The organism is Mesorhizobium sp. B2-4-18, from assembly GCF_006441385.1.
Taxonomy (GTDB): domain Bacteria; phylum Pseudomonadota; class Alphaproteobacteria; order Rhizobiales; family Rhizobiaceae; genus Mesorhizobium; species Mesorhizobium australicum.
This window is the reverse complement of the sequence record NZ_VFUW01000002.1, coordinates 118,008-137,037: the sequence shown is the minus strand read 5'-3', so window position 1 is coordinate 137,037 and position 19,030 is coordinate 118,008. Positions and strand designations below refer to the sequence as shown.

Sequence of the window (19,030 nt, the reverse complement as noted above, 5' to 3'; positions counted from 1 at the left end):
TGCAGTCGCGATGGTATTTCCCTACCAGAGATACGAAACCATTTTTGCCTTTTCGACGAACGGAGAATTCCCGTGAACCGTATGCTGCCTATTGCCTTTACCGCGTTCCTGCTGAGCGCGCCTGCTTTCGGCCAGACCGTCGACAGTCAGGGCGCCAAGCAATTGTCCGATGACCTGTCGCGCTATGTCGGCAAACAGGCGCTCGACAAGGGCATCCTGAAGGTTTCGGCCGAAGGCGCCGCCTACAAGATCCTGGTTGATTTCAAGGCGCTGGCCAGCAGCTTTCCCGACCAGAAGCTGGTGAAATTCGACTTCGCGCCCTACGCCCTGCTGGTCAAGCCGCGCAGCGACGGGTCCTGGGATGTCTCGATGGATTTTTCGCAGAGCGCCTCCTTTGAATTCAACGGCCCTCAGGGAAAGCAGAGCACGCAGTTCTCGATCAAGGACGGCAAGGGCAACGGCGTCTACGATCCCAAGCTGGCGGCCTTCACCAGCGCCACGAGCTCGATGGCCGGAATGACGATGTCGTCGCAGGACGCCAAGCAAAAGATGGATGTGACCGCCGGTGCCGGCACCGTGACGCTTTCCGCGACCAAGGCGACCAATGGCGGCGTTGATTTCACGACGTCGCAAAAGATTTCGAACTTCGTCGAAGCGATAAAATTCAACGACGCCGAGAGCGGGCTGAATTTTCCCGTCACCGTGAAGTCGCCGGAATTTTCCGTGGAGGCCAGCGGCAAGGGCGTGCAGACCAAGCCTCTGCTCGATCTCCTGGCGTTTGCCGTGGCCAATGAGGACGAGAAGACGCTGAAGGCAAACCAGGCGCAGCTCAAGTCGCTTCTGCTTGCAGCGCTTCCGGTGTGGGAGCGTATCGACGGAACCTATGGCTTCAAGGACTTCGCGGTCGACAGCCCTATCGGCACGTTCGGAGCAACCCAGTTCGGCATAGCGTTCGGTTCCGACGGCGTCGCCCAGAACGGAAAGGTCAGCTATGGCATCAAGGCTTCGGGGCTGACCGTGCCGCAGCAGCTTTTGCCGAGCTGGAGCGTGGCGCTGCTGCCCACCGATATCGACCTGAATTTCGGCGGCGCCAACATCGATCTCGACAGCATGGCGAAGAAGGCCATCGAAGCCTTTGATCTCAACCAGGATCCGCCGCTGCCGGCCGAGTTCGGCGACCAGCTCAAAGCCGAATTCCTGGCCAAGACGCCGAAGGTCGTCATCGGCCACAGTACCGTGAAGAACAAGGACATGGAGATCGCGCTGGAAGGTGAGATGACAAGCTTCGGCCAGAAACCCGACGCAAATCTCACTGTCGACGTCGCCGGCTTCGACAAGATCATGGAGCATCTGCAGGAAGCGGCGAAGGCGGAGCCGGAAGTCGGGCAGTACGTGCCTGTCGCTCTCATGGCGAAGGGTTTTGCCAAGACGCTGCCGGATGGCAAGCTGGAATGGGCTATCAACACCAAGGCCGACGGCTCGGTCACCGTCAACGGCGTCATGCTGAAGCCCGCCGACCCGGCGGTGGACGATAGCGTCGACGACGGTGACGGTTCGGACGATGAGAGCGGCGGCGATAATGGCGGTAGCGATAATGGCGGCGGCGCTAACGGCGGGGCAGGGGCGAAGCTCAATCCTTGAGTGTTCTGCCCTTGAGCAAATCCGGAACAGTGCGAACCGGTTTTTTCGTCCGGGATCGCACCAAAACGCCTGGATTAGAACCCCAGCGCGCCAGCGATCTTAGGCGCGGCTTCGTGCCAATCCTGGACGACGATGACATCGTCCGGGACCGATGGCAGGAACGTACGCAGCGAATTGTCGGCCATCAGATGGAATAGGTTTGCGTCGGCGACCGAGTCACGCACCGACGCCAGATTGGCTGGCTGATCGTCGACGAAGACCACCGGCCTGCCGCTCTTGCCGCGCAGTTTGGCTACCGCCGGGCCCTTGGCCATTTCGGTGGTCAGCAGCGGATAGGCTAGCCCCAGTGCATCGAGATGGGCGCGTCGCACGGCGCGATGCCGGTGCGGCATGGCTGTCAGCAATATGATTTCGGCACGGTCTCCAAGCCCGGTCAGGGCTTCCGCGGCGCCATCGGTGATGCTTTGCCAATCGGCTTGCGCGTCGAAGAAATCGCCGAGGAGTGCGGTGACTTCAGGTTGTCCGATCAGGCGGCCGCTGGCTGTCTCGGCAATGTTGCCGGTCAGCCGGAAGGACGCCAGCGTCAGGCCATAGCCGCGCGCCTTGAGGAAATGCGGGAAGGGCCGGATGAATTCGAGCACCACGTCATCGACATCGAGCACCAGCAGCGGTCGGTCGTCAGCCGCCAGTTCCTCGATCTGGCGCGCGGTTTCGGGATCATCGCTCATGTGGAGTGCTCGTGATTGTCATCGCCAAGCGGCAAGACGCGCAACGCCTTGCCGACAGCCGCTGGTGGCGTGCCGGTTTCCTCGGCGAAGCGCATTAAGGTCGGCTCGTGGGCGAGAATGAACTGCAGGACGCCGGCCATGAAACCCGGCTCGCCGGCCGCCCGGCGGATCGAATGCGCCTCTATTCCCGTGATTGCCAGAAAGCGCGGTAAAAGCTCCGGATCGGTGGCAACGAAGCCCAGTGCCTTGACGGCAATGGTTTCCGCCTCTTCGCGCATTGACGCTGCGTTTGCCATCACTACCTTCGGTGCGTGGAATGAGTCTCTCCCGCAGTAATGGCAAGAATTGCTTGCGGCAAGCCATTAGCGTGTGGCGCGCCTTTTGGACGCGCAGGGAGGCGAGGCGGAATTCGTGCTGCTTTGCAGGCTTCGGGTTTCCGTTTCGTCAATCATATTGCCGTATAGTGAAGCAGGGTTTGGTGCGTTCAAGGAAAGAGCGCATGACGGCCACCTCCGGGTGGAGGACGGCCGGGACGGGATGCCGATGCCTAAGAAGGTCATGATCGTCGAGGACAATGAGCTCAACATGAAGCTCTTTCGGGACCTCATCGAAGCAAGCGGTTACGAGACGGTGCGCACCCGCAACGGTCTGGAGGCGCTCGACCTGGCGCGCCAGCACCGGCCGGACCTCATCCTGATGGACATCCAACTGCCCGAAGTGTCGGGACTGGAAGTGACCAAATGGCTGAAAGAGGACGACGATCTGCACGTCATCCCGGTGATTGCGGTGACTGCCTTTGCGATGAAAGGCGACGAGGAACGCATCCGCCAAGGCGGCTGCGAGGCGTATATTTCGAAGCCGATCTCGGTGCCGCGTTTCATCGAAACCATCAAATCTTATCTGGGCGATGCCTGATGTACCCTTCCAGCCGAGCCGGAGCGTTGTGAAATGACTGCGCGGATCCTCGTCGTCGACGACATCCCTGCCAATGTGAGGCTGCTGGAAGTCCGGCTGCTGGCCGAGTATTTCGAGGTTCTGACCGCCACCAATGGGGCCGATGCGATCGAGACCTGCGAGAACGGCAAGGTCGATGTCGTGCTGCTCGACGTAATGATGCCCGACATGGACGGGTTCGAGGTCTGCCGGCGATTGAAGAGCGATCCGGCGACGTCGCACATTCCGGTGGTGATGATCACCGCGCTCGATCAGGTCACCGACCGCGTGCGCGGGCTCGAGGCCGGCGCCGACGATTTCCTGACCAAGCCGGTCAACGACTTGCAGCTGATGACGCGCGTCAAGAGCCTGGTCCGCCTGAAGTCGTTGACCGACGAGCTTCGGCTGCGCGCCTCGACCACGCGCAACATCGGCATCGAAGAACTTTTGAGCCGCAATTTCGCGTCCGAGGACACGACGCCGAAGGTGCTTTTGATCGACGAGCGCAAATCGTCGGTCGAGCGCATCCAGAAGATGCTGCGCGATCGTGCCGACCTCGACGTCACGGGCGATCCGCATGCCGGGTTCTTCCAGGCCGCGGAGACGCCCTATGAATGCGTGATGATCTCGACGGCCTTCGCCGATTTCGATCCGCTCAGGCTCTGCTCGCAACTGCGCTCGCTCGACCGCACCCGTTTCGTGCCGATCATTCTGCTGGCGGAGGAGGGCGAGGAGGAGCGCATCATCCGAGGGCTCGAACTCGGCATCAACGACTATCTGATGCGGCCGATCGACCAGCAGGAACTGACGGCGCGGCTGCGTACCCAGGTGCGCCGCAAGCGCTACAATGACCAATTGCGCGCCAGTGTCACCCAGACCATCGAAATGGCCGTGACCGACGGCCTCACCGGGCTGCACAATCGCCGCTATCTAGACAGCCATCTGCAGACGCTGTTCGATCGCGCCGTGGCGCGGCGCCGGCCGCTGTCGGTGATGATCACCGATCTCGACCGCTTCAAGTCCATCAATGATGCGCATGGGCATGACGGCGGCGACGAGGTGCTGCGCGAATTCGCGCGGCGGCTGCGCAAGAACGTCCGGGGTATCGACCTTGCCTGCCGGTTCGGCGGCGAGGAGTTCGTGGTGGTAATGCCCGATACCGACGGCGCAGTGGCCGAGAAGGTGGCCGAGCGCATTCGTGCCGAAATCGCCCAGATGCCGTTCGCCATCGGCGCCGAGGGCAAGACGATCGAGGTCACCGTCAGTGTTGGCGTGTCATCGGTGCTGAAGGGCGTGGACACGGTGGCGGCATTGATGAAACGCGCCGATCTCGCGCTCTACGAAGCCAAGAGCGGCGGCCGCAACCGCGTCGTTGCCAAGGCAGCTTGACGCTCCGGCCCCGATAATCCGGTCAACCCCAACAGGGTTACCCATTTACCTTAATCCAAGCGATTCGCGAGCCTTGGTTAAGAAACTGTTGATTTCCATAAGCTCTTGCGCAAATGTGAAGGCCAAGACGAAGCCGGCACGAGGTAGACAGCCGGCTCGATCCTCGAATACCCCATGATGCTCAGGTCCGCCGCATCTCCTGGGTCCGTGGGGTCGGCCGGCCGGCGCTGGCACATAGTGGCCTCCTCGTACCGCTGCCAAACGCCGACCGGCCCCCTTTGCCCGATATGATATCAGGAATCTGCGTCAAGCCCCGGAAGAACCGGGGCTTTTTTGCGGCAGGTCCCGCTTTTCTGGACTGTAACGGCTTCGGTTGCACCCTCGCGTGCTATTGCTTGGCAACACCGCGACTTTTCGCCGCCATATGCATAAGGGGAAGAAGAGGAGCCAGCCCCTCCATTTCATACATATGGCGTGCAAGGGGCTTGCGGCAAGACCCGGCTGTTCCCGTAGAACCACGACCCAGGTTAACGGAAACGGGAGTGGCGAAATGCCGGAATTGTTGCCAGGAGACCGAGTGCGTCGGGATCATGCCGTGGTGATCGCCGGAGGTGGTCCGACCGGGTTGATGCTGGCCGGCGAACTCGCATTGGCGGGCGTCGATGTGGCCATTGTCGAGCGGCGGCCAAACCAGGAACTCATCGGTTTGCGCGCGGGCGGCCTGCACGCACGCACCATCGAGGTGCTCGACCAGCGCGGAATTGCCGACCGGTTCCTCTCGCAGGGACAGACATCGCCGTCGGTGGGCTTCCACATGATCCGATTGGACATCAGCGACTTTCCCACGCGGCACAACTATCTGCTGGCGTTGCGGCAAAACCATATCGAGCGGATATTGGCCGACTGGATCAGCGAGTTCGGCGTGCCGATCTATCGCCGGCAGGACGTCACGGGCTTCGCACAGGATAATGGTGGCGTCGACATCGATCTGTCTGGCGGCCAGCGGTTGCGGACGCAGTATCTCGTCGGCTGCGACGGAGGACGCAGCATGATCCGCAAGGCCGCGGGGATTGCGTTCGATGGATGGGATCCGACGATGAGCTGGATAATCGCCGAGGTGGAGACGGCGGAGGAACCAGCATTGGGCTTTCGCAGTGACGCCCATGGTATCCATGCGATCGGCAAGATTGAGGAAGACGGCCGGGTGGGTATCGTGCTGACCGAGCGACAACTAACCATTGGTGGCGAACCGACACTGCGCGATCTCAGCGACGCGCTTGTCGGTGTCTACGGCACCGATTACGGGGTCCACAGTCCGACCTGGATTTCCCGGTTCACCGACATGACGCGGCAGGCTGCCGCTTACCGCGACAGACGTGTTCTGCTGGCCGGTGACGCCGCGCATATCCATCCCCCAATGGGCGGACAGGGCCTCAATATCGGCGTGCAGGACGCGGTGAACCTGGGGTGGAAGCTGGCCCAGGTGGTCAAGCGGATGTCACTGGAAGGCCTGCTCGACAGCTACCATGCCGAACGCTATCCGGTCGCCGCCCGCGTGCTGCGCAACGCGATGGCGCAGGTCGCGCTTCGCCGGATGGATGCTCGCACCAAGGCCTTGAGCGACACATTCGCCGAACTGCTCGCCATGGATGGGCCACGCAAACGGATCGCCGCGGAGATGTCTGGCCTGGGTGTCCACTACGATCTCGGGGAGGGGCACGCGCTGCTTGGGCGACGAATACCCGACCTCGATCTCTCCACCGCTGATGGGCCGTTGCGACTGTTCACGTTGCTCCACGACGCGCGGCCGCTGCTCCTCAATTTCGGTGAGCCAGGCAGGCTGGACATTGCGCCTTGGGCCGACCGGATCCGGCAGATCGACGCATCGTATGCCGGTGCCTGGGAGCTTCCCGTACTCGGAACGGTCGCCGCACCCGACGCGGTCTTGATCCGGCCCGATGGATACGTGGCCTGGGTTGGCGTTGAGGATGGACAGGGATTGGCCGATGCGCAGACCAGATGGTTCGGACCGGATGCCGGAGCCGGGCGCCCCTCCGAACGCAGCGCGTCATCTTCCACAGGCTGATGGCCAGCTGTCTCCTGACAAGCAATTGACAGGAGGCTCCATCCGTGCAGAAATTGGTTGGACCATTGGACCACTTGGAGGAAATGTGGACCAGAACAGCCTGCCACCCATCCAGACGACGGCGCGTGACGACGCCGTGCTGAAGGCATTGGTGGGCTTCGTCCGCGCCGAGGCCTTGCGGCCTGGCGAGCGACTGCCGACCGAGCGCATTCTAGCCGAACGGCTCAAGGTCAGCCGCAACACGGTGCGCGAGGCGCTGACGCGGTGGGAAGGATTGGGCCTGGTCGAACGCCGGCAAGGCAGCGGCACTTTTCTCAAGGCCGCCGTCTCGCCCGACATGCTGCATTTGCCGCTGACGCTGGCGGGCGGCAATGACTTCACCAGCCTGATGCAGACGCTGGAAATACGCCGCGCGCTGGAGGCGGAAGCAGCGGCACTGTGCGCCGAGCGGGCAAGCCCGGCCGACATTGCCGAGATCGAGGGCAAGCTCGATATCATGGAGCAGGCGTTTCGCACCCTTGATGGCATGTCGTCGGAAGAGGACTGGGAATTCCACCAGGCGATCTACCGGGTCTCCGGCAATCCACTGTTCGAACAGATCATCGCGGCCATGCACGAACTGTTCCATCGCTTCTGGGAGCATCCGCTCGGTGTGCGCGATTTCGGCCATGCCAGCTTTCCCTATCACCGCACCATCTACGAACGTATCGCCGCGCGGGATCCGCAGGGCGCCCGCGACGAGGCGCTCAAGCTCATCGCCACCGTCGAGGACGACCTCAAGCGCGGTGCGGCCAAACTCAAACTTTCGGACCTGAAATGAACGGGCATCCAGACGGTTTCGACCACGATTATCTCGCCGAGGCGGCGACGCTTTTGGCGCATGACGAACCGTTTCCCGGCGGCGCCGTCGTGCCGCCGATCTACCAGACCTCGTTGTTCACTTTCGCCAATTATGCGGAAATGGCCGATACATTTGCCGGCAAACGAAAGCAGCCGATCTATTCCCGCGGCGACAATCCGACGGTCATGGAGTTCGAGGCTCGTGTCGCCGCGCTCGAGGGTGCAGAAGCCGCACGCGGCTTCTCCAGCGGCATGGCGGCGATCAGCGCCACCGTGCTTGCCTTCGTCGGGGCGGGCGAGCGCATTGTTGCTGTACGCAACTGCTATGGCGATGCCTACCGGCTGTTCGAGCGGCTCCTGCCGCGGCTCAACATCAAGGTCGACTATGTCGATGGCTCCGACCCGGATGCTGTTGTGGCGGCGCTTCCCGGCGCCAAGCTGCTCTATCTGGAAAGCCCGACCTCGATGGTGTTCGAACTCCAGGACCTGCCGCATCTGACCCGGCTGGCCAAAGAGCAGGGTATCGTCACCACGATCGACAATTCCTGGGCGACGCCAGTGTTCCAGAAGCCGATCTCGCATGGCGTCGACCTCGTGCTGCACTCGGCCTCGAAATATCTTGGCGGCCACAGCGACACCGTTGCCGGCGTGGTGGCTGGTTCGGCAGCGCATATCAAGCATATCAACGAGCAGACCTATTCCTATCTCGGCGGCAAGCTGTCGCCGTTCGAGGCCTGGCTTTTGCTGCGCGGCCTGCGCACGCTGCCGCTGCGCCTGCCGCACCATATGAAGAGCGGGCTTGCCATCGCCGAGCGGCTGAAGGCGCATGGCGATGTCGAGCGGGTCAACCATCCGGCCTATTCGAACCATCCGGGCAAGGCGACGCTTGCCGGCTATGGCGGGTTGTTCTCGTTCGAGGTTACCGAGGACATCGACATTCCCGCCTTCGTCGACGCGCTGAAATATTTCCGCATCGGCGTCAGCTGGGGTGGGCATGAGAGCCTGGTCGTACCGGCCAAGGCGTCGCTGGAGCAGACGCCAGGACTGAATTCGATGGCGCGCTTCGGCGTCAGCCCCCGAACCATCCGCTTCAATGTCGGATTGGAAAGTGTCGAGGATCTCTGGGCGGATGTCGCCCAGGCCCTCGAAAAAGCCAGAAAATAACAAGCGGGTTCAAAATGGGAGTCTTGAACATGAAAAAACTGACCGTCATGCTTGCCACCGTCGCGGGGCTGGCGATTTCCGCCGGTGGCGCGCTCGCCGATTCAACCCTGAAAATGGTCGAGGTGATCACCAGCCCGCCACGCACCGAATTCCTCAAGAAGCAGATCGCCGAGTTCGAGGCGGCCAATCCAGGCGTCAAGGTCGAACTGGTCTCGCTGCCCTGGGGCCAGGCTTTCGAGAAATTCCTGACCATGGTGCAGGCCGGTGACACGCCCGATGTGGTCGAGATGCCGGAACGCTGGATGGGGCTTTACGCCAACAATGACCAGCTCGAGGATCTCGGCCCCTATATGGCCAAGTGGGACGACGCCAAGACGCTCGGCGACCGCGCCAAACAGTTCGGCTCGACGGTCAACAACACCCAGTTCATGATCCCCTATGGCTACTATGTGAACGCGCTGTTTTGGAACAAGAAGCTGTTCAAGGAGGCTGGTCTTGACGGCCCGCCAGCGACGCTCGACGAGTTTGTCGCCGATTCCAAGAAGATCTCGGCCATTCCCGGAAAATACGGCTACTGCCTGCGCGGCGGGCCGGGCGCCTTCAACGGCATGCACATGTTCATGAACATCGCTCAGGGCAAGGGCGGCTATTTCAACGAGGACGGCACCTCGACCATCAATGAAGAAGGCTCGGTCAAGGGCCTGCAGATGCTGGCCGACATGTACAAGAATGGTCTCGCGCCGAAGGATTCCGTAAGCTGGGGCTTCAACGAAACCGTCACCGGTTTCTACTCCGGCACTTGCGCCATGCTCAATCAGGATCCGGACGCGCTTCTCGGCATCGCCGACAAGATGAGCGCCGACGACTTCGCCGTGGCGCCGCTGCCGGTCGGACCAAGCGGAAAGTCCTATCCGACGCTCGGCTATGCCGGCTGGGCGATGTTCGCCAACTCGCAGCACAAGGATGATGCCTGGAATTTGATGGCGACGCTTCTGTCGCCGAAGGACAATCTGGAATGGGCCAAGGAAGTCGGCGTCGTGCCGATCCACAACGGTGCCGACCAGGATCCCCATTTCAAGACCGAGCAGTTCAAGGGCTGGTTCACGGAACTCAGCGACAGCTCAAAATATGAAATGGTGACGCCGCCGACGCATCTGGAAAACCTCGGCAATTTCGTCGACCAGGTCGCGATCAAGAACTTCCAGGAAGTGCTGCTCGGCCAGAAGACGGCCAAGGAGGTCGCCGACCAGTGGGCCGCCTTCCTGACCAAGGAACAGCAGGACTGGCTGGCGAAGAACAAGAAGTAGCTTTTCTTCCCTTCTCCCCGTTCACGGGGAGAAGGTGGCCCGATAGGGCCGGATGAGGGGCTGCGCCAAGTTCTGAAAAGCTGGCGCCGCCCCTCATCTGCCTGCCGGCATCTTCTCCCCGTGAACGGGAAGAAGGACGCTCATTGTCCATCCCGCCGCTCCAGGGAGCCATTTCTCAGCCAAATGACCTATGCCGTATCCGAAATTCCGTCCGAAGCGGCGCCGCGAAAAAAGCGGCTCTCCTACGCGACGGTCGAGCCTTGGCTCTACCTCAGCCCGGCGATCATCCTGCTGGTCGTGGTGCTGCTCGTGCCGCTGGTCATCGGCATCAGCTATTCCTTCCGCAAATTTTCGGCCTTCAAGTCCGAGTATGTCGGGCTCGGGCAGTATCAGGCGATGCTGTCGGACCAGGTGCTGGGCCAGGCGCTGATCAACACGTTGTGGTGGACGGTGGCCAGCCTGTTCTTCCAGTTCTTCCTCGGCCTTGGCCTGGCGCTGCTGCTCGACAGGCCTTTCCCAGGCCGCAAGGCGGTGCAGGCGCTGGTCTTCCTGCCCTGGGCGGTGCCCTCCTTCCTGTCGGGCCTGACTTGGGCCTGGCTGTTCAATCCGATCGTCGGTCCGCTGCCGCACTGGCTGTTCGCCTTGGGGCTGAAAGCCGAACCGACCAACGTCCTGTCCGATCCCTCCACCGCCATGTGGGGGCCGATCATCGCCAATGTCTGGTTCGGCATTCCGTTCTTCGCCATAACGCTGCTGGCGGCGCTGAAGTCTATACCCTCGGAACTGCATGAAGCGGCGGCGATCGACGGCGCTTCGCCGTGGCAACGTTTCACCAAGGTGACGCTGCCTTTCCTGGCCCCGACCATCGCCATCACGGTGATGTTGCGCACCATCTGGATCGCCACTTTCGCCGACCTGATCTTCGTCATGACCGAGGGCGGACCGGCCGGCTCGACCAACACGGTGCCGGTCTACATCTATGTCAGCGCCTTCAAGTCGCTGGACAAAGGCTATGCCTCGGCTGTGGCCGTGCTGCTGCTGGTGCTGCTCATCGCCTACGCGATCGTGCTCATCGCCATCCGCCGCTCGCTGGTGAGGCACGTCTGATGATTGCCGGACGCTCAGCTTCACAGCGCTTCTTCGGTGGCATCGGCCTTTACGCCGCGATCGCCGCCTACGTCGTCTTCGCTCTGTTCCCGATCTACTGGACGCTGAAGATCTCGGTCACGCCGGAGCGGCTGCTCTATTCCGAAGGCATCACCTTCTGGCCGTCGCACATGACATTGCAGAATTTCGTGACCGTGCTCGAAGCCACCGATTTTCCGCGCTATTTCCTCAACAGCGTCATCGTCTCGGTGTCGACAGCGGCTCTGGTCACCGTCATCGCCACGCTTGCCGGTTACGCCATGTCGCGTTTCACCTTTCGCGGCAAGGCCGCACTGGCTCTCATGTTGCTGCTGACCCAGACCTTTCCGCTGGTGATGGTCATTCCGCCTATCTACCGCGTGATGGGGCAGATCGGCCTGATCAACAGCCTGACCGGGTTGATCATCATCTACACCGCCTTCAACACCGCCTTCGCCACCTTCCTGATGCAGTCCTTCTTCGACGGCATCCCCAAGGACCTGGAGGAGGCGGCGATGATCGACGGCTGCACGCGCGCGCAGGCGATGCGCAAGGTGATCGTGCCGCTGACGCTGCCCGGCATGGGCGCGACGCTGGGCTTCGTCTTTACCGCCGCCTGGAGCGAGCTGCTGTTCGCGCTGATGCTGATTTCCAGCGACGACCAGAAGACCTTCGCCGTCGGCCTGCTCACCTTCATCGGCAAGTTCGCCGTCGACTGGGGACAGATGATGGCGGCGTCGATCCTGGCGCTGATCCCGGTCTGCATCTTCTTCGCTTTCCTGCAACGCTATCTCGTCACCGGCCTGACCGCCGGCGCCGTCAAAGGATAGACCGATGGCCTCTGTCACGCTCGAAAAGGTCCGCAAGGATTATGGCGCCGTGCGCGTCCTCCACGCGGTCGATCTCGAAATCGCCGATGGCGAGTTCGTCGTGCTGGTCGGACCGTCCGGCTGCGGCAAGTCCACGCTGTTGCGCATGATCGCCGGGCTCGAGGAAGCCTCGGGCGGCGAGATCCGCATCGGCGAGCGGCTGGTCAATGACGTGGCGCCCAAGGACCGCGACATCGCCATGGTGTTCCAGTCCTATGCGCTCTATCCGCATATGGACGTCTCGAAGAACATGGGCTTCAGCCTGATGCTGCGAAAGGCCGAGAAGCCGGCGATCGATGCGCGCGTCGATGGTGCCGCCAAGCGGCTGGGGCTCGATACGTTCCTGCAACGCCTGCCCAGGCAATTGTCTGGTGGCCAGCGCCAGCGCGTCGCCATGGGCCGCGCCATCGTACGCGATCCCAAGGTTTTTCTCTTCGACGAGCCGCTGTCGAACCTCGATGCCAAGCTGCGCGTTCATATGCGCGCCGAGATCAAGGCGCTGCACCAGCAGTTGAAGACCACTTCGGTCTACGTCACCCACGACCAGATCGAGGCGATGACCATGGCCGACCGCATCGTCGTCATGCATGACGGGCTGATCCAGCAGGTGGGGGCGCCGCTCGATCTCTATGACCGGCCGGCCAATATGTTCGTCGCCGGCTTCATTGGCTCGCCTGGAATGAATTTCCTGCCGGCCACGGTAGAGAAGGGCGGCAAGGTGGACGCCGTGTTGTCCGATGGCCAGAAGCTTCGGCTGCCGGACGGCCTGCCGCTCAGGGACGGTGACGTCATCACCGTCGGCCTGCGGCCCGAGCATATCCGGCTGGCTGACGACGGCACGCTGCAAGGCGAAGTGGGAGTGGTGGAGCCGCTCGGCCTGTCGACGCAGTTCTACGTCAAGCTGGCCGGCCAGCAGCTTTGCGTCTTTGCGATGGGGCGCGCGGCCGTGAAGCCCGGCGACATGGTGCGCATGTCGGCCGATCCGGCATCGCTGCATTTGTTCGACGAGAAGAGCGGCGACCGCATCGGCTAGAGCATGATGCCGAAAAGTGTGAAGCGGTTTTCGGACGACATCATACTCTATCTCTTTGATTTAGAGACGGATTTAGATTTCAGGTCGACTCGACCTGAAATCATCCGGCTCTAAGGCGCTCAGCCGGGCTGACGGACTTCGCCCGCCCGACCAAACGAAAAACGCCGCCCGATGGGCGGCGTTTGGCATTCCAGAGGAAAAACCAGATTACTTGATCTTGGTTTCCTTGAATTCGACGTGCTTCTTGGCGACCGGGTCGTACTTGCGGAACGACAGCTTGTCGGTCTTGGTACGGCTGTTCTTGCTGGTGACGTAGAAGAAACCGGTGTCGGCGGTCGACAGAAGCTTGATCTTGATGTTTGCGGCTTTGGCCATGATCTCAGTCCGTTATGTTCGTGGGGTTTTGGCCGCTGGAGCACGGGAAAACACCCGGACGCGGGAAACTTGGCGCGACACATAAAGAACGTGCCTGGAAAGTCAAGCCCGGCCAACCTGATGTGGCCAGCCCAAGCTGCCCAGAATGCATAAATCAGGCGGTTTCCGCCTCGGATACCGCAACCTTCTTCCAGTCTCCCGTCGTGTTCCACCAGCGATTCGGATTGGCACGGTCGTCCAGCCCCTTGGAGCGGCTGGCAAGGATCGGCTGGATGCGGATCACCGGCTCCTGATAGGAATGCGCCTGGAAAATCGCTTCGACGACGCGGGCCGCCAGCGTCTGGTCGTCGGGCAGTTCGAACGAAACCTCGACCGTGCCCGGGCGGTGGCGCAATTCGGTCTCGGCGCCGGCGGCAGCCCCTTCAAGCGGCCTGTAGCGCTCGATGCCGTGTGCCGACTGATACGCGTTGCGGTCATATTTGCCCATGGCCAGCGGTGCGATCGCAACCACCGCATCCATGATCCGGTCCACGTCCGGGGCCGGAGCCTGGAAGGTTACAAGCAGCAGAAGCGTCATTCGCAGTGATGTGGTCTCAAAGCCGCTGTCGATCATGGCAGTGTCCTCAACTTCGGGAATCAGGGACACTCTTTTAACCGGACGCTCCTGACACGGTTCTGTCAGCATCTGCCGCGGTGCGGCGGATAAGGGCACTCGACGGCGCAGTGTTACAGCAGGAGCTTGCGCACGAGCCTGAAGCAGACCAGGGCGATGTAGGCGCCGAAGAACAGGCCGAGTGACCAGCCGAATCCGGAGGGCCCGAAACTGTCCATTCCGATGCCGATCGCCTGCGGGCCAAGCACCATGCCGACGCCGTAGCACAGCACGAAAGCGGCGTTGGCGGAGGCCAGTTCGTGGCCGGAGAGCTGCGAGCCGAGATGGGCGAGGCCGATCGTGTACATGGCGGCGACGACACCGCCCCAGACGAAGAGTAGCGCGGCCATCAAATGCCAGTTCGCGGCAAAGAACGGCATGAATATCGTGCCGACGAGGCCGACCGTGGCGCAGGCGAGCAAGAGATAACGCCGGTCGGAGACGCGGTCGCTGATCATGCCGATCGGAATCTGCAGCAGCACATTGCCGAGGCCGATCATGGTCAGCAGCAGCGCCGCGTCGGCCTCGGAATAACCGATGCGGTTGCCGTAGACCGGGAACAGCGCGAAGCCGCCTGTCTCAACCGCGCCGAACACGAGCACGGCGAAAGTCGCGGTCGGCACCAGCCAGATATAACGCAGGAAGTGGCTGGTTTCGCTGTCGGCCACGATGGTCGGGCTTTCGTTGCGCGCGGCGAGCACCGGTATGGCAGCCAGCGTCACCAGGGCAATGATGACGCCGAACGGCCTGAAGCCGGAGCTGCCGAGATGGGCGAACAGCCACGGCCCGGCGGCAAAGCCGAGCGACAGGACGGTGGCATAGATGCCAAGCACAAGGCCGCGCCGGTGTGGCGGCGCCGACGTGCTGATCCAGAATTCCGACAGGATGAACAGCACGGTCAGCGCGATGTGCAGAACGACGCGCAGCGGAAACCACATCCAGAAATCGGGCGCGAAATGGAAGCCGACGAAGGCGAGCGCGCCGGTGGCAATCATGGCGATCATGGTCCAGGCCACGCCGAAGCGCATGGCGAGCGGCGTGGCCAGCGGCGCCCCGGCGATCGAGGCCAGGCCGGCGACAGCCGTGTTCAGGCCGATCATCGAGGCCGAATGACCGCGTGTTTCCAGGATGACGCTGAGCAAGGGCATGCCGAGGCCAATGGCGATGCCGACGACGCTGATCGACGAAATCGCCGCCACCATCGGCAGCCAGTGTACGCGTTCGTCGCCCTGTGGTTGGGTATCGACCGTCATGGGATGCTGAATACTCTGTCTTTTTGATCTTGCGCAATTCCCGTGGGAAAACCGCGGCACAGTGTTCCTGGAATTGCTTAGAGAAGTTCGCGGGTGAAGTGGTTGCGGACAAGCCGGTAGAAAGGGACAGGTCCGCCCGGACGCAGCAGCGGATCGTCGGCGAGCCGCTTTTCCAGCTCGTCCAGGATCATTCGGGTGATGTCGGGTATGTCGGCCTGCTTGGCCTTGGCGAGCGGCAGCCAGACCAGTTCCTCCAATTCATTGGTCGGGCCGCCATCGGGCAGTTCGACGGCGATATCGCCACGCCAGGCGCTGAAGAAGCGGGTATCGAAGCGGCGTACCCGGTTCGGCGGCGTGATGGCGCGCGCGACGAAGCGCAATGCTTCCAGCGACGGTGCCACGCCATGTTCGACGAAACCCTGCCAATCGCGCCTGGTCGTGGCGAAGGCGCCTTTGCGGCCGATCAGCAGGCCGGCTTCCTCGTAGGTCTCGCGGACCGCCGACAAGGCAATGGCGCGGGCGCGGGCGCGGCTGGTGCGGCCGGGGCCGGCCGTCAGCTTGGCTTCTTCGTGCTGGTCAAGTGCCGTCGCTGTCGGTATGCGGCTGTCGGCAGGGTCGGTTCGGCCGCCGGGGAACACGAACTTGCCTGGCATGAAAGCGTGTGCGGCGTGGCGGCGCCCCATCAACACCAGGACGTCGTCGCCCTTGCGGTCGAGCAGGATGAGCGTCGCGGCGTCACGCGGACGCAGGCGCCCGCCGCCATGCGTGGCAAGACCCTTGTCGAGCTTGTCGGCATCCGCCTTGGTCAATGCTTCCATGCGCAGGGACCTAGCGGAAACTTCTTGCATGCGAAAGTGGCCTTACCGATTGGCGTGTTGCGCCAGCGGCGCCTCAGGCGCCGTGGTGGGACTCCGTCCCATCCTTTTGGCCACCGAACCCGTGCATATAGAACGCCCATTGCAGTCCGATGACGGCACCCTTGACCGGTTGCAGCAGCGCGATGGAGAGCAGGATGGTCAAAGGCACCCATATGGCAATGTGCTGCCAGGTGGAGAGCGTCGAGGTCGCTTCCACGCCCATGAAGGCACCGAGAACGATATGGCCGACGATGACGATGACCAGGTAGGCCGGCAGATCGTCGGCGCGATGGTGATGGATCTCCTCGCCGCAGACGCTGCAGGTTTCGACAGTCTTGGTGAAGCCGCGGAACAGCTTGCCTTCGCCACAGTTGGGGCAGCGGCCCAAGAAGCCCCGCCTCATCGCCGTCCACAATGGGCGGGCAACCCGGCCAGAGTGATGTTCGCCGCCAAAAATCTGTTGTTCCATCATCGTCTCCTGCCGCGCGGCCCCGGTCGCGTTTGCGACGCACGGGCGCGGCCCTTAGCCTTGTGAAACGACCTGCTGGAGCCTGGCAGGGGCTTTGGGTCGGTCAACATCTCGAAGCGCATCGCGCCGGCCATTGGCGCCACCTCGACGAGCCGGACCTCGACGCGGTCCGCGAGCTGGTAGCCTTTGCCGGAGCGTTCTCCGAACAGGGAGCGTGCCGTTTCGTCGTATATATAGTAATCGCCGCCCAAAGTTGACACCGGGATGAAACCATCGGCGCCATACTGCGGCAATTGGACAAAAAGTCCTGATTTGGTGACGCCGGAGATGCGGGCGTCGAAGCGGTCGTCGATGCGCTCGGCAAGGTAGGCCGAGATCAGCCGGTCGACCGTGTCGCGCTCGGCAGCCATCGCGCGCCGCTCGGTGCCGGAGATCAGCACCGCAACATCTTCGAGGCGGGCCTCCTCATCCTGCGTCAGCCCGCCGGGGCCGAGACCGAGCGCGGCAATAAGTCCGCGATGCACGATCAGGTCGGCGTAGCGGCGGATCGGCGAGGTAAAATGGGCGTAACGGCTGAGGTTGAGGCCGAAGTGGCCGATGTTCTTGGGCGAATATTCGGCCTGGCTCTGCGAGCGCAGCACCACTTCGTTGACCAGCGCCTCATTGTCGGCGCCGCGCACACGCTCAAGAATGCCGTTGAACTGGCTGGGCCGCATCTGGGCGCCGCGTGCCAATGACAGGCTAAGCGTCTGCAGGAATTCGCGCAGCGATTCCTGCTTGGCCAGCGACGGCGCGTCATGGACTCGATAGACCAGCGCCTGCTTCTTGCCTTCCAGCGTTTCGGCCGCGGCGACATTGGCCTGGATCATGAACTCTTCGATCAACTTGTGGGCGTCGAGCCGCTCCGGCACGATGACGCGGTCGACCGTGCCATCCGGCTTGAGCAGGATCTTGCGCTCCGGCAGGTCGAGTTCCAGCGGCTGGCGGCCGTCGCGGCCGCGCTTGAGGATCGCATAGGCCTCCCACAGCGGCCTCAGCACAGTGTCGAGGATCGGGCCGGTCTTGTCGTCCGGAACACCGTCGATCGCGGCCTGGGCCTGGCTATAGGCCAGCTTGGCCGCCGACTTCATCATGACGCGGTGGAAGGAGTGCCTGATCTTTCTGCCCTCGGCGGAGAAAGTCATGCGCACCGCGAGTGCCGGGCGATCCTGACCCTCGCGCAGCGAACAGAGATCGTTGGAGATGCGCTCGGGCAGCATCGGCACGACGCGATCTGGGAAATAAACCGAATTGCCGCGCTTCAGCGCTTCGCGGTCGAGCGCCGTGCCATGGCGGACATAGGCCGCGACATCCGCGATGGCGACCGTCGCGATGACGCCGCCGGGGTTCTTCTCGTCGAGATCAGGGGTGGCGAAGACCGCGTCGTCATGGTCCTTGGCGTCGGCCGGATCGATGGTAACCAGCGGCAGGTCGCGCCAGTCCTCGCGATGGTCAAGCGTCGCGGGCTTCACCGCCTCGGATTCGGCAATGACGTCGGCCGGGAAAATGTGGGGAATGTCGTGCGCGTGGATGGCGATCATCGAAACCGCCTTTTCGCTGGTCAGCGAACCCAGCACATTCAGCACCTTGGCGCGGGGCAACCCAAAGCGGGAGGCTCGCGCTGGCTCGACTTCGACAAGATCGCCGTTTTTGGCGCCGTTCTGGAATTCCTTGTCGACGATCAGCTCGGGCTGGCGCCGTTCCACCGGCTCGATGCGGAAGCTGCCGTCCTGAAGCACGCGAAAGACGCCGAGGACAGCGTCCGTGCGCTTCTCGAAGATCTTGATCACCCGGCCGGTATAGGCAGGCCCTGACGGATCGTCGGTCGGGAAGGTTTTGGCCAGCACGCGGTCGCCGATGCCTGGCGCGGGACCGTTGCCGCTGCGCGAAACGCGGATCGAGACCACGGGAGGCTCGCCCGGACCGACTGCCTCGGCCGGGTGCGCCAGCAAGATGCCATCGCCGTCGCGGCCAAAGATGTCAAGCACGGCGACATGGGGTAGGGCGCCGACCCGGGCTAACCGCTTGCGCTCCTTGGTCAGAACGCCTTCGTCCTGCAGGTCGCGCAGGAGATCCTTCAGCCAGATGCGGTCGTCGCCGCGCAGCGCGAACGCCTTGGCGATGTCGCGCTTTCCGGCGCGATCTGGGTTTTCGGCGATATAGCGCAGGATTTCGTCGCGCGAGGGCCGATAATCGTCCTTGACCTTGGCCCGGGTGTCGGCGGTGCGGGGATCGCCGTGACTTCTTCCGGTGATCCTGCGCGCCACGCC

At 62.7% G+C, this 19,030-nt stretch carries 18 protein-coding genes; 10 read left to right on the top strand and 8 right to left on the bottom strand.

Annotated elements, in window-relative coordinates:
• The first annotated feature begins 81 nt into the window (after positions 1 to 81).
• Positions 82 to 1,641, top strand: coding sequence for a hypothetical protein (locus FJ527_RS04180; protein WP_140822380.1), 1,560 nt, complete (start codon positions 82 to 84; stop codon positions 1,639 to 1,641).
• Positions 1,642 to 1,715: 74 nt separating this feature from the next.
• On the opposite strand, the gene FJ527_RS04175 is transcribed toward FJ527_RS04180, so the two are convergent.
• On the bottom strand, positions 1,716 to 2,369 hold the full coding sequence (locus FJ527_RS04175; RefSeq protein ID WP_140661176.1) for a hypothetical protein: 654 nt from the start codon (positions 2,367 to 2,369) through the stop codon (positions 1,716 to 1,718).
• The gene (locus tag FJ527_RS04170) at positions 2,366 to 2,665 is read right to left on the bottom strand and encodes a DUF3572 domain-containing protein (protein ID WP_140661177.1); all 300 of its coding nucleotides are present in this window, start codon (positions 2,663 to 2,665) and stop codon (positions 2,366 to 2,368) included. Before FJ527_RS04170 ends, FJ527_RS04175 begins: the two co-directional genes overlap by 4 nt.
• Before the next feature lie 262 nt (positions 2,666 to 2,927).
• On the opposite strand from FJ527_RS04170, the gene FJ527_RS04165 reads away from it, so the two are divergent.
• The 9 genes from FJ527_RS04165 to ugpC all read left to right on the top strand — a co-directional run bounded on the left by FJ527_RS04165 (position 2,928) and on the right by ugpC (position 13,115).
• Positions 2,928 to 3,284, top strand: coding sequence for a response regulator (locus tag FJ527_RS04165; protein WP_280110242.1), 357 nt, complete (start codon positions 2,928 to 2,930; stop codon positions 3,282 to 3,284).
• 33 nt (positions 3,285 to 3,317) lie between these two features.
• Positions 3,318 to 4,691: a PleD family two-component system response regulator gene (locus FJ527_RS04160; RefSeq protein ID WP_015317622.1), complete on the top strand. Its 1,374-nt coding sequence runs from the start codon at positions 3,318 to 3,320 to the stop codon at positions 4,689 to 4,691.
• A 550-nt stretch (positions 4,692 to 5,241) separates the two neighbouring features.
• Positions 5,242 to 6,777 (top strand): FAD-dependent monooxygenase, encoded by a 1,536-nt coding sequence (locus tag FJ527_RS04150; protein WP_181166276.1) that lies wholly within the window; start codon positions 5,242 to 5,244, stop codon positions 6,775 to 6,777.
• Positions 6,778 to 6,862: 85 nt separating this feature from the next.
• Positions 6,863 to 7,597, top strand: coding sequence for a FadR/GntR family transcriptional regulator (locus FJ527_RS04145; protein ID WP_140661178.1), 735 nt, complete (start codon positions 6,863 to 6,865; stop codon positions 7,595 to 7,597).
• Positions 7,594 to 8,781 (top strand): PLP-dependent transferase, encoded by a 1,188-nt coding sequence (locus FJ527_RS04140; RefSeq protein WP_140821844.1) that lies wholly within the window; start codon positions 7,594 to 7,596, stop codon positions 8,779 to 8,781. Before FJ527_RS04145 ends, FJ527_RS04140 begins: the two co-directional genes overlap by 4 nt.
• Positions 8,782 to 8,810: 29 nt before the next feature.
• Positions 8,811 to 10,088, top strand: coding sequence for a sugar ABC transporter substrate-binding protein (locus FJ527_RS04135; RefSeq protein WP_140821842.1), 1,278 nt, complete (start codon positions 8,811 to 8,813; stop codon positions 10,086 to 10,088).
• Between the two features lie 183 nt (positions 10,089 to 10,271).
• Positions 10,272 to 11,195: a sugar ABC transporter permease gene (locus tag FJ527_RS04130; RefSeq protein WP_140821840.1), complete on the top strand. Its 924-nt coding sequence runs from the start codon at positions 10,272 to 10,274 to the stop codon at positions 11,193 to 11,195.
• Positions 11,195 to 12,043 carry a carbohydrate ABC transporter permease gene (locus tag FJ527_RS04125; RefSeq protein WP_015317628.1) on the top strand — a complete coding sequence of 283 codons (849 nt, stop codon included), beginning with the start codon at positions 11,195 to 11,197 and terminating at the stop codon, positions 12,041 to 12,043. Before FJ527_RS04130 ends, FJ527_RS04125 begins: the two co-directional genes overlap by 1 nt.
• A 4-nt stretch (positions 12,044 to 12,047) precedes the next feature.
• On the top strand, positions 12,048 to 13,115 hold the full coding sequence (gene ugpC, locus FJ527_RS04120) for a sn-glycerol-3-phosphate ABC transporter ATP-binding protein UgpC (RefSeq protein WP_140821838.1): 1,068 nt from the start codon (positions 12,048 to 12,050) through the stop codon (positions 13,113 to 13,115).
• Positions 13,116 to 13,322: 207 nt separating this feature from the next.
• Here ugpC and rpmG read toward each other — a convergent pair whose 3' ends face one another.
• The 6 genes from rpmG to rnr all read right to left on the bottom strand — a co-directional run bounded on the left by rpmG (position 13,323) and on the right by rnr (position 19,027).
• Positions 13,323 to 13,490, bottom strand: a complete 168-nt coding sequence (gene rpmG / locus FJ527_RS04115) for a 50S ribosomal protein L33 (protein WP_006201775.1) — start codon at positions 13,488 to 13,490, stop codon at positions 13,323 to 13,325.
• Positions 13,491 to 13,644: 154 nt separating this feature from the next.
• A complete protein-coding gene (locus FJ527_RS04110) occupies positions 13,645 to 14,103 on the bottom strand; it encodes a hypothetical protein (RefSeq protein ID WP_140821837.1) in 459 nt (152 codons plus the stop codon).
• 113 nt (positions 14,104 to 14,216) lie between these two features.
• On the bottom strand, positions 14,217 to 15,395 hold the full coding sequence (locus tag FJ527_RS04105; protein WP_140616205.1) for an MFS transporter: 1,179 nt from the start codon (positions 15,393 to 15,395) through the stop codon (positions 14,217 to 14,219).
• 77 nt (positions 15,396 to 15,472) lie between these two features.
• Entirely contained in the window at positions 15,473 to 16,213 is a 741-nt protein-coding gene (locus tag FJ527_RS04100) for an NUDIX hydrolase (RefSeq protein ID WP_140821835.1), read from the bottom strand.
• A 73-nt stretch (positions 16,214 to 16,286) separates the two neighbouring features.
• Positions 16,287 to 16,721 (bottom strand): DUF983 domain-containing protein, encoded by a 435-nt coding sequence (locus FJ527_RS04095; RefSeq protein WP_181166275.1) that lies wholly within the window; start codon positions 16,719 to 16,721, stop codon positions 16,287 to 16,289.
• Positions 16,721 to 19,027, bottom strand: coding sequence for a ribonuclease R (gene rnr / locus FJ527_RS04090; RefSeq protein ID WP_140821831.1), 2,307 nt, complete (start codon positions 19,025 to 19,027; stop codon positions 16,721 to 16,723). The genes FJ527_RS04095 and rnr overlap by 1 nt, the downstream gene beginning before the upstream one ends.
• Positions 19,028 to 19,030 lie beyond the last annotated feature (3 nt).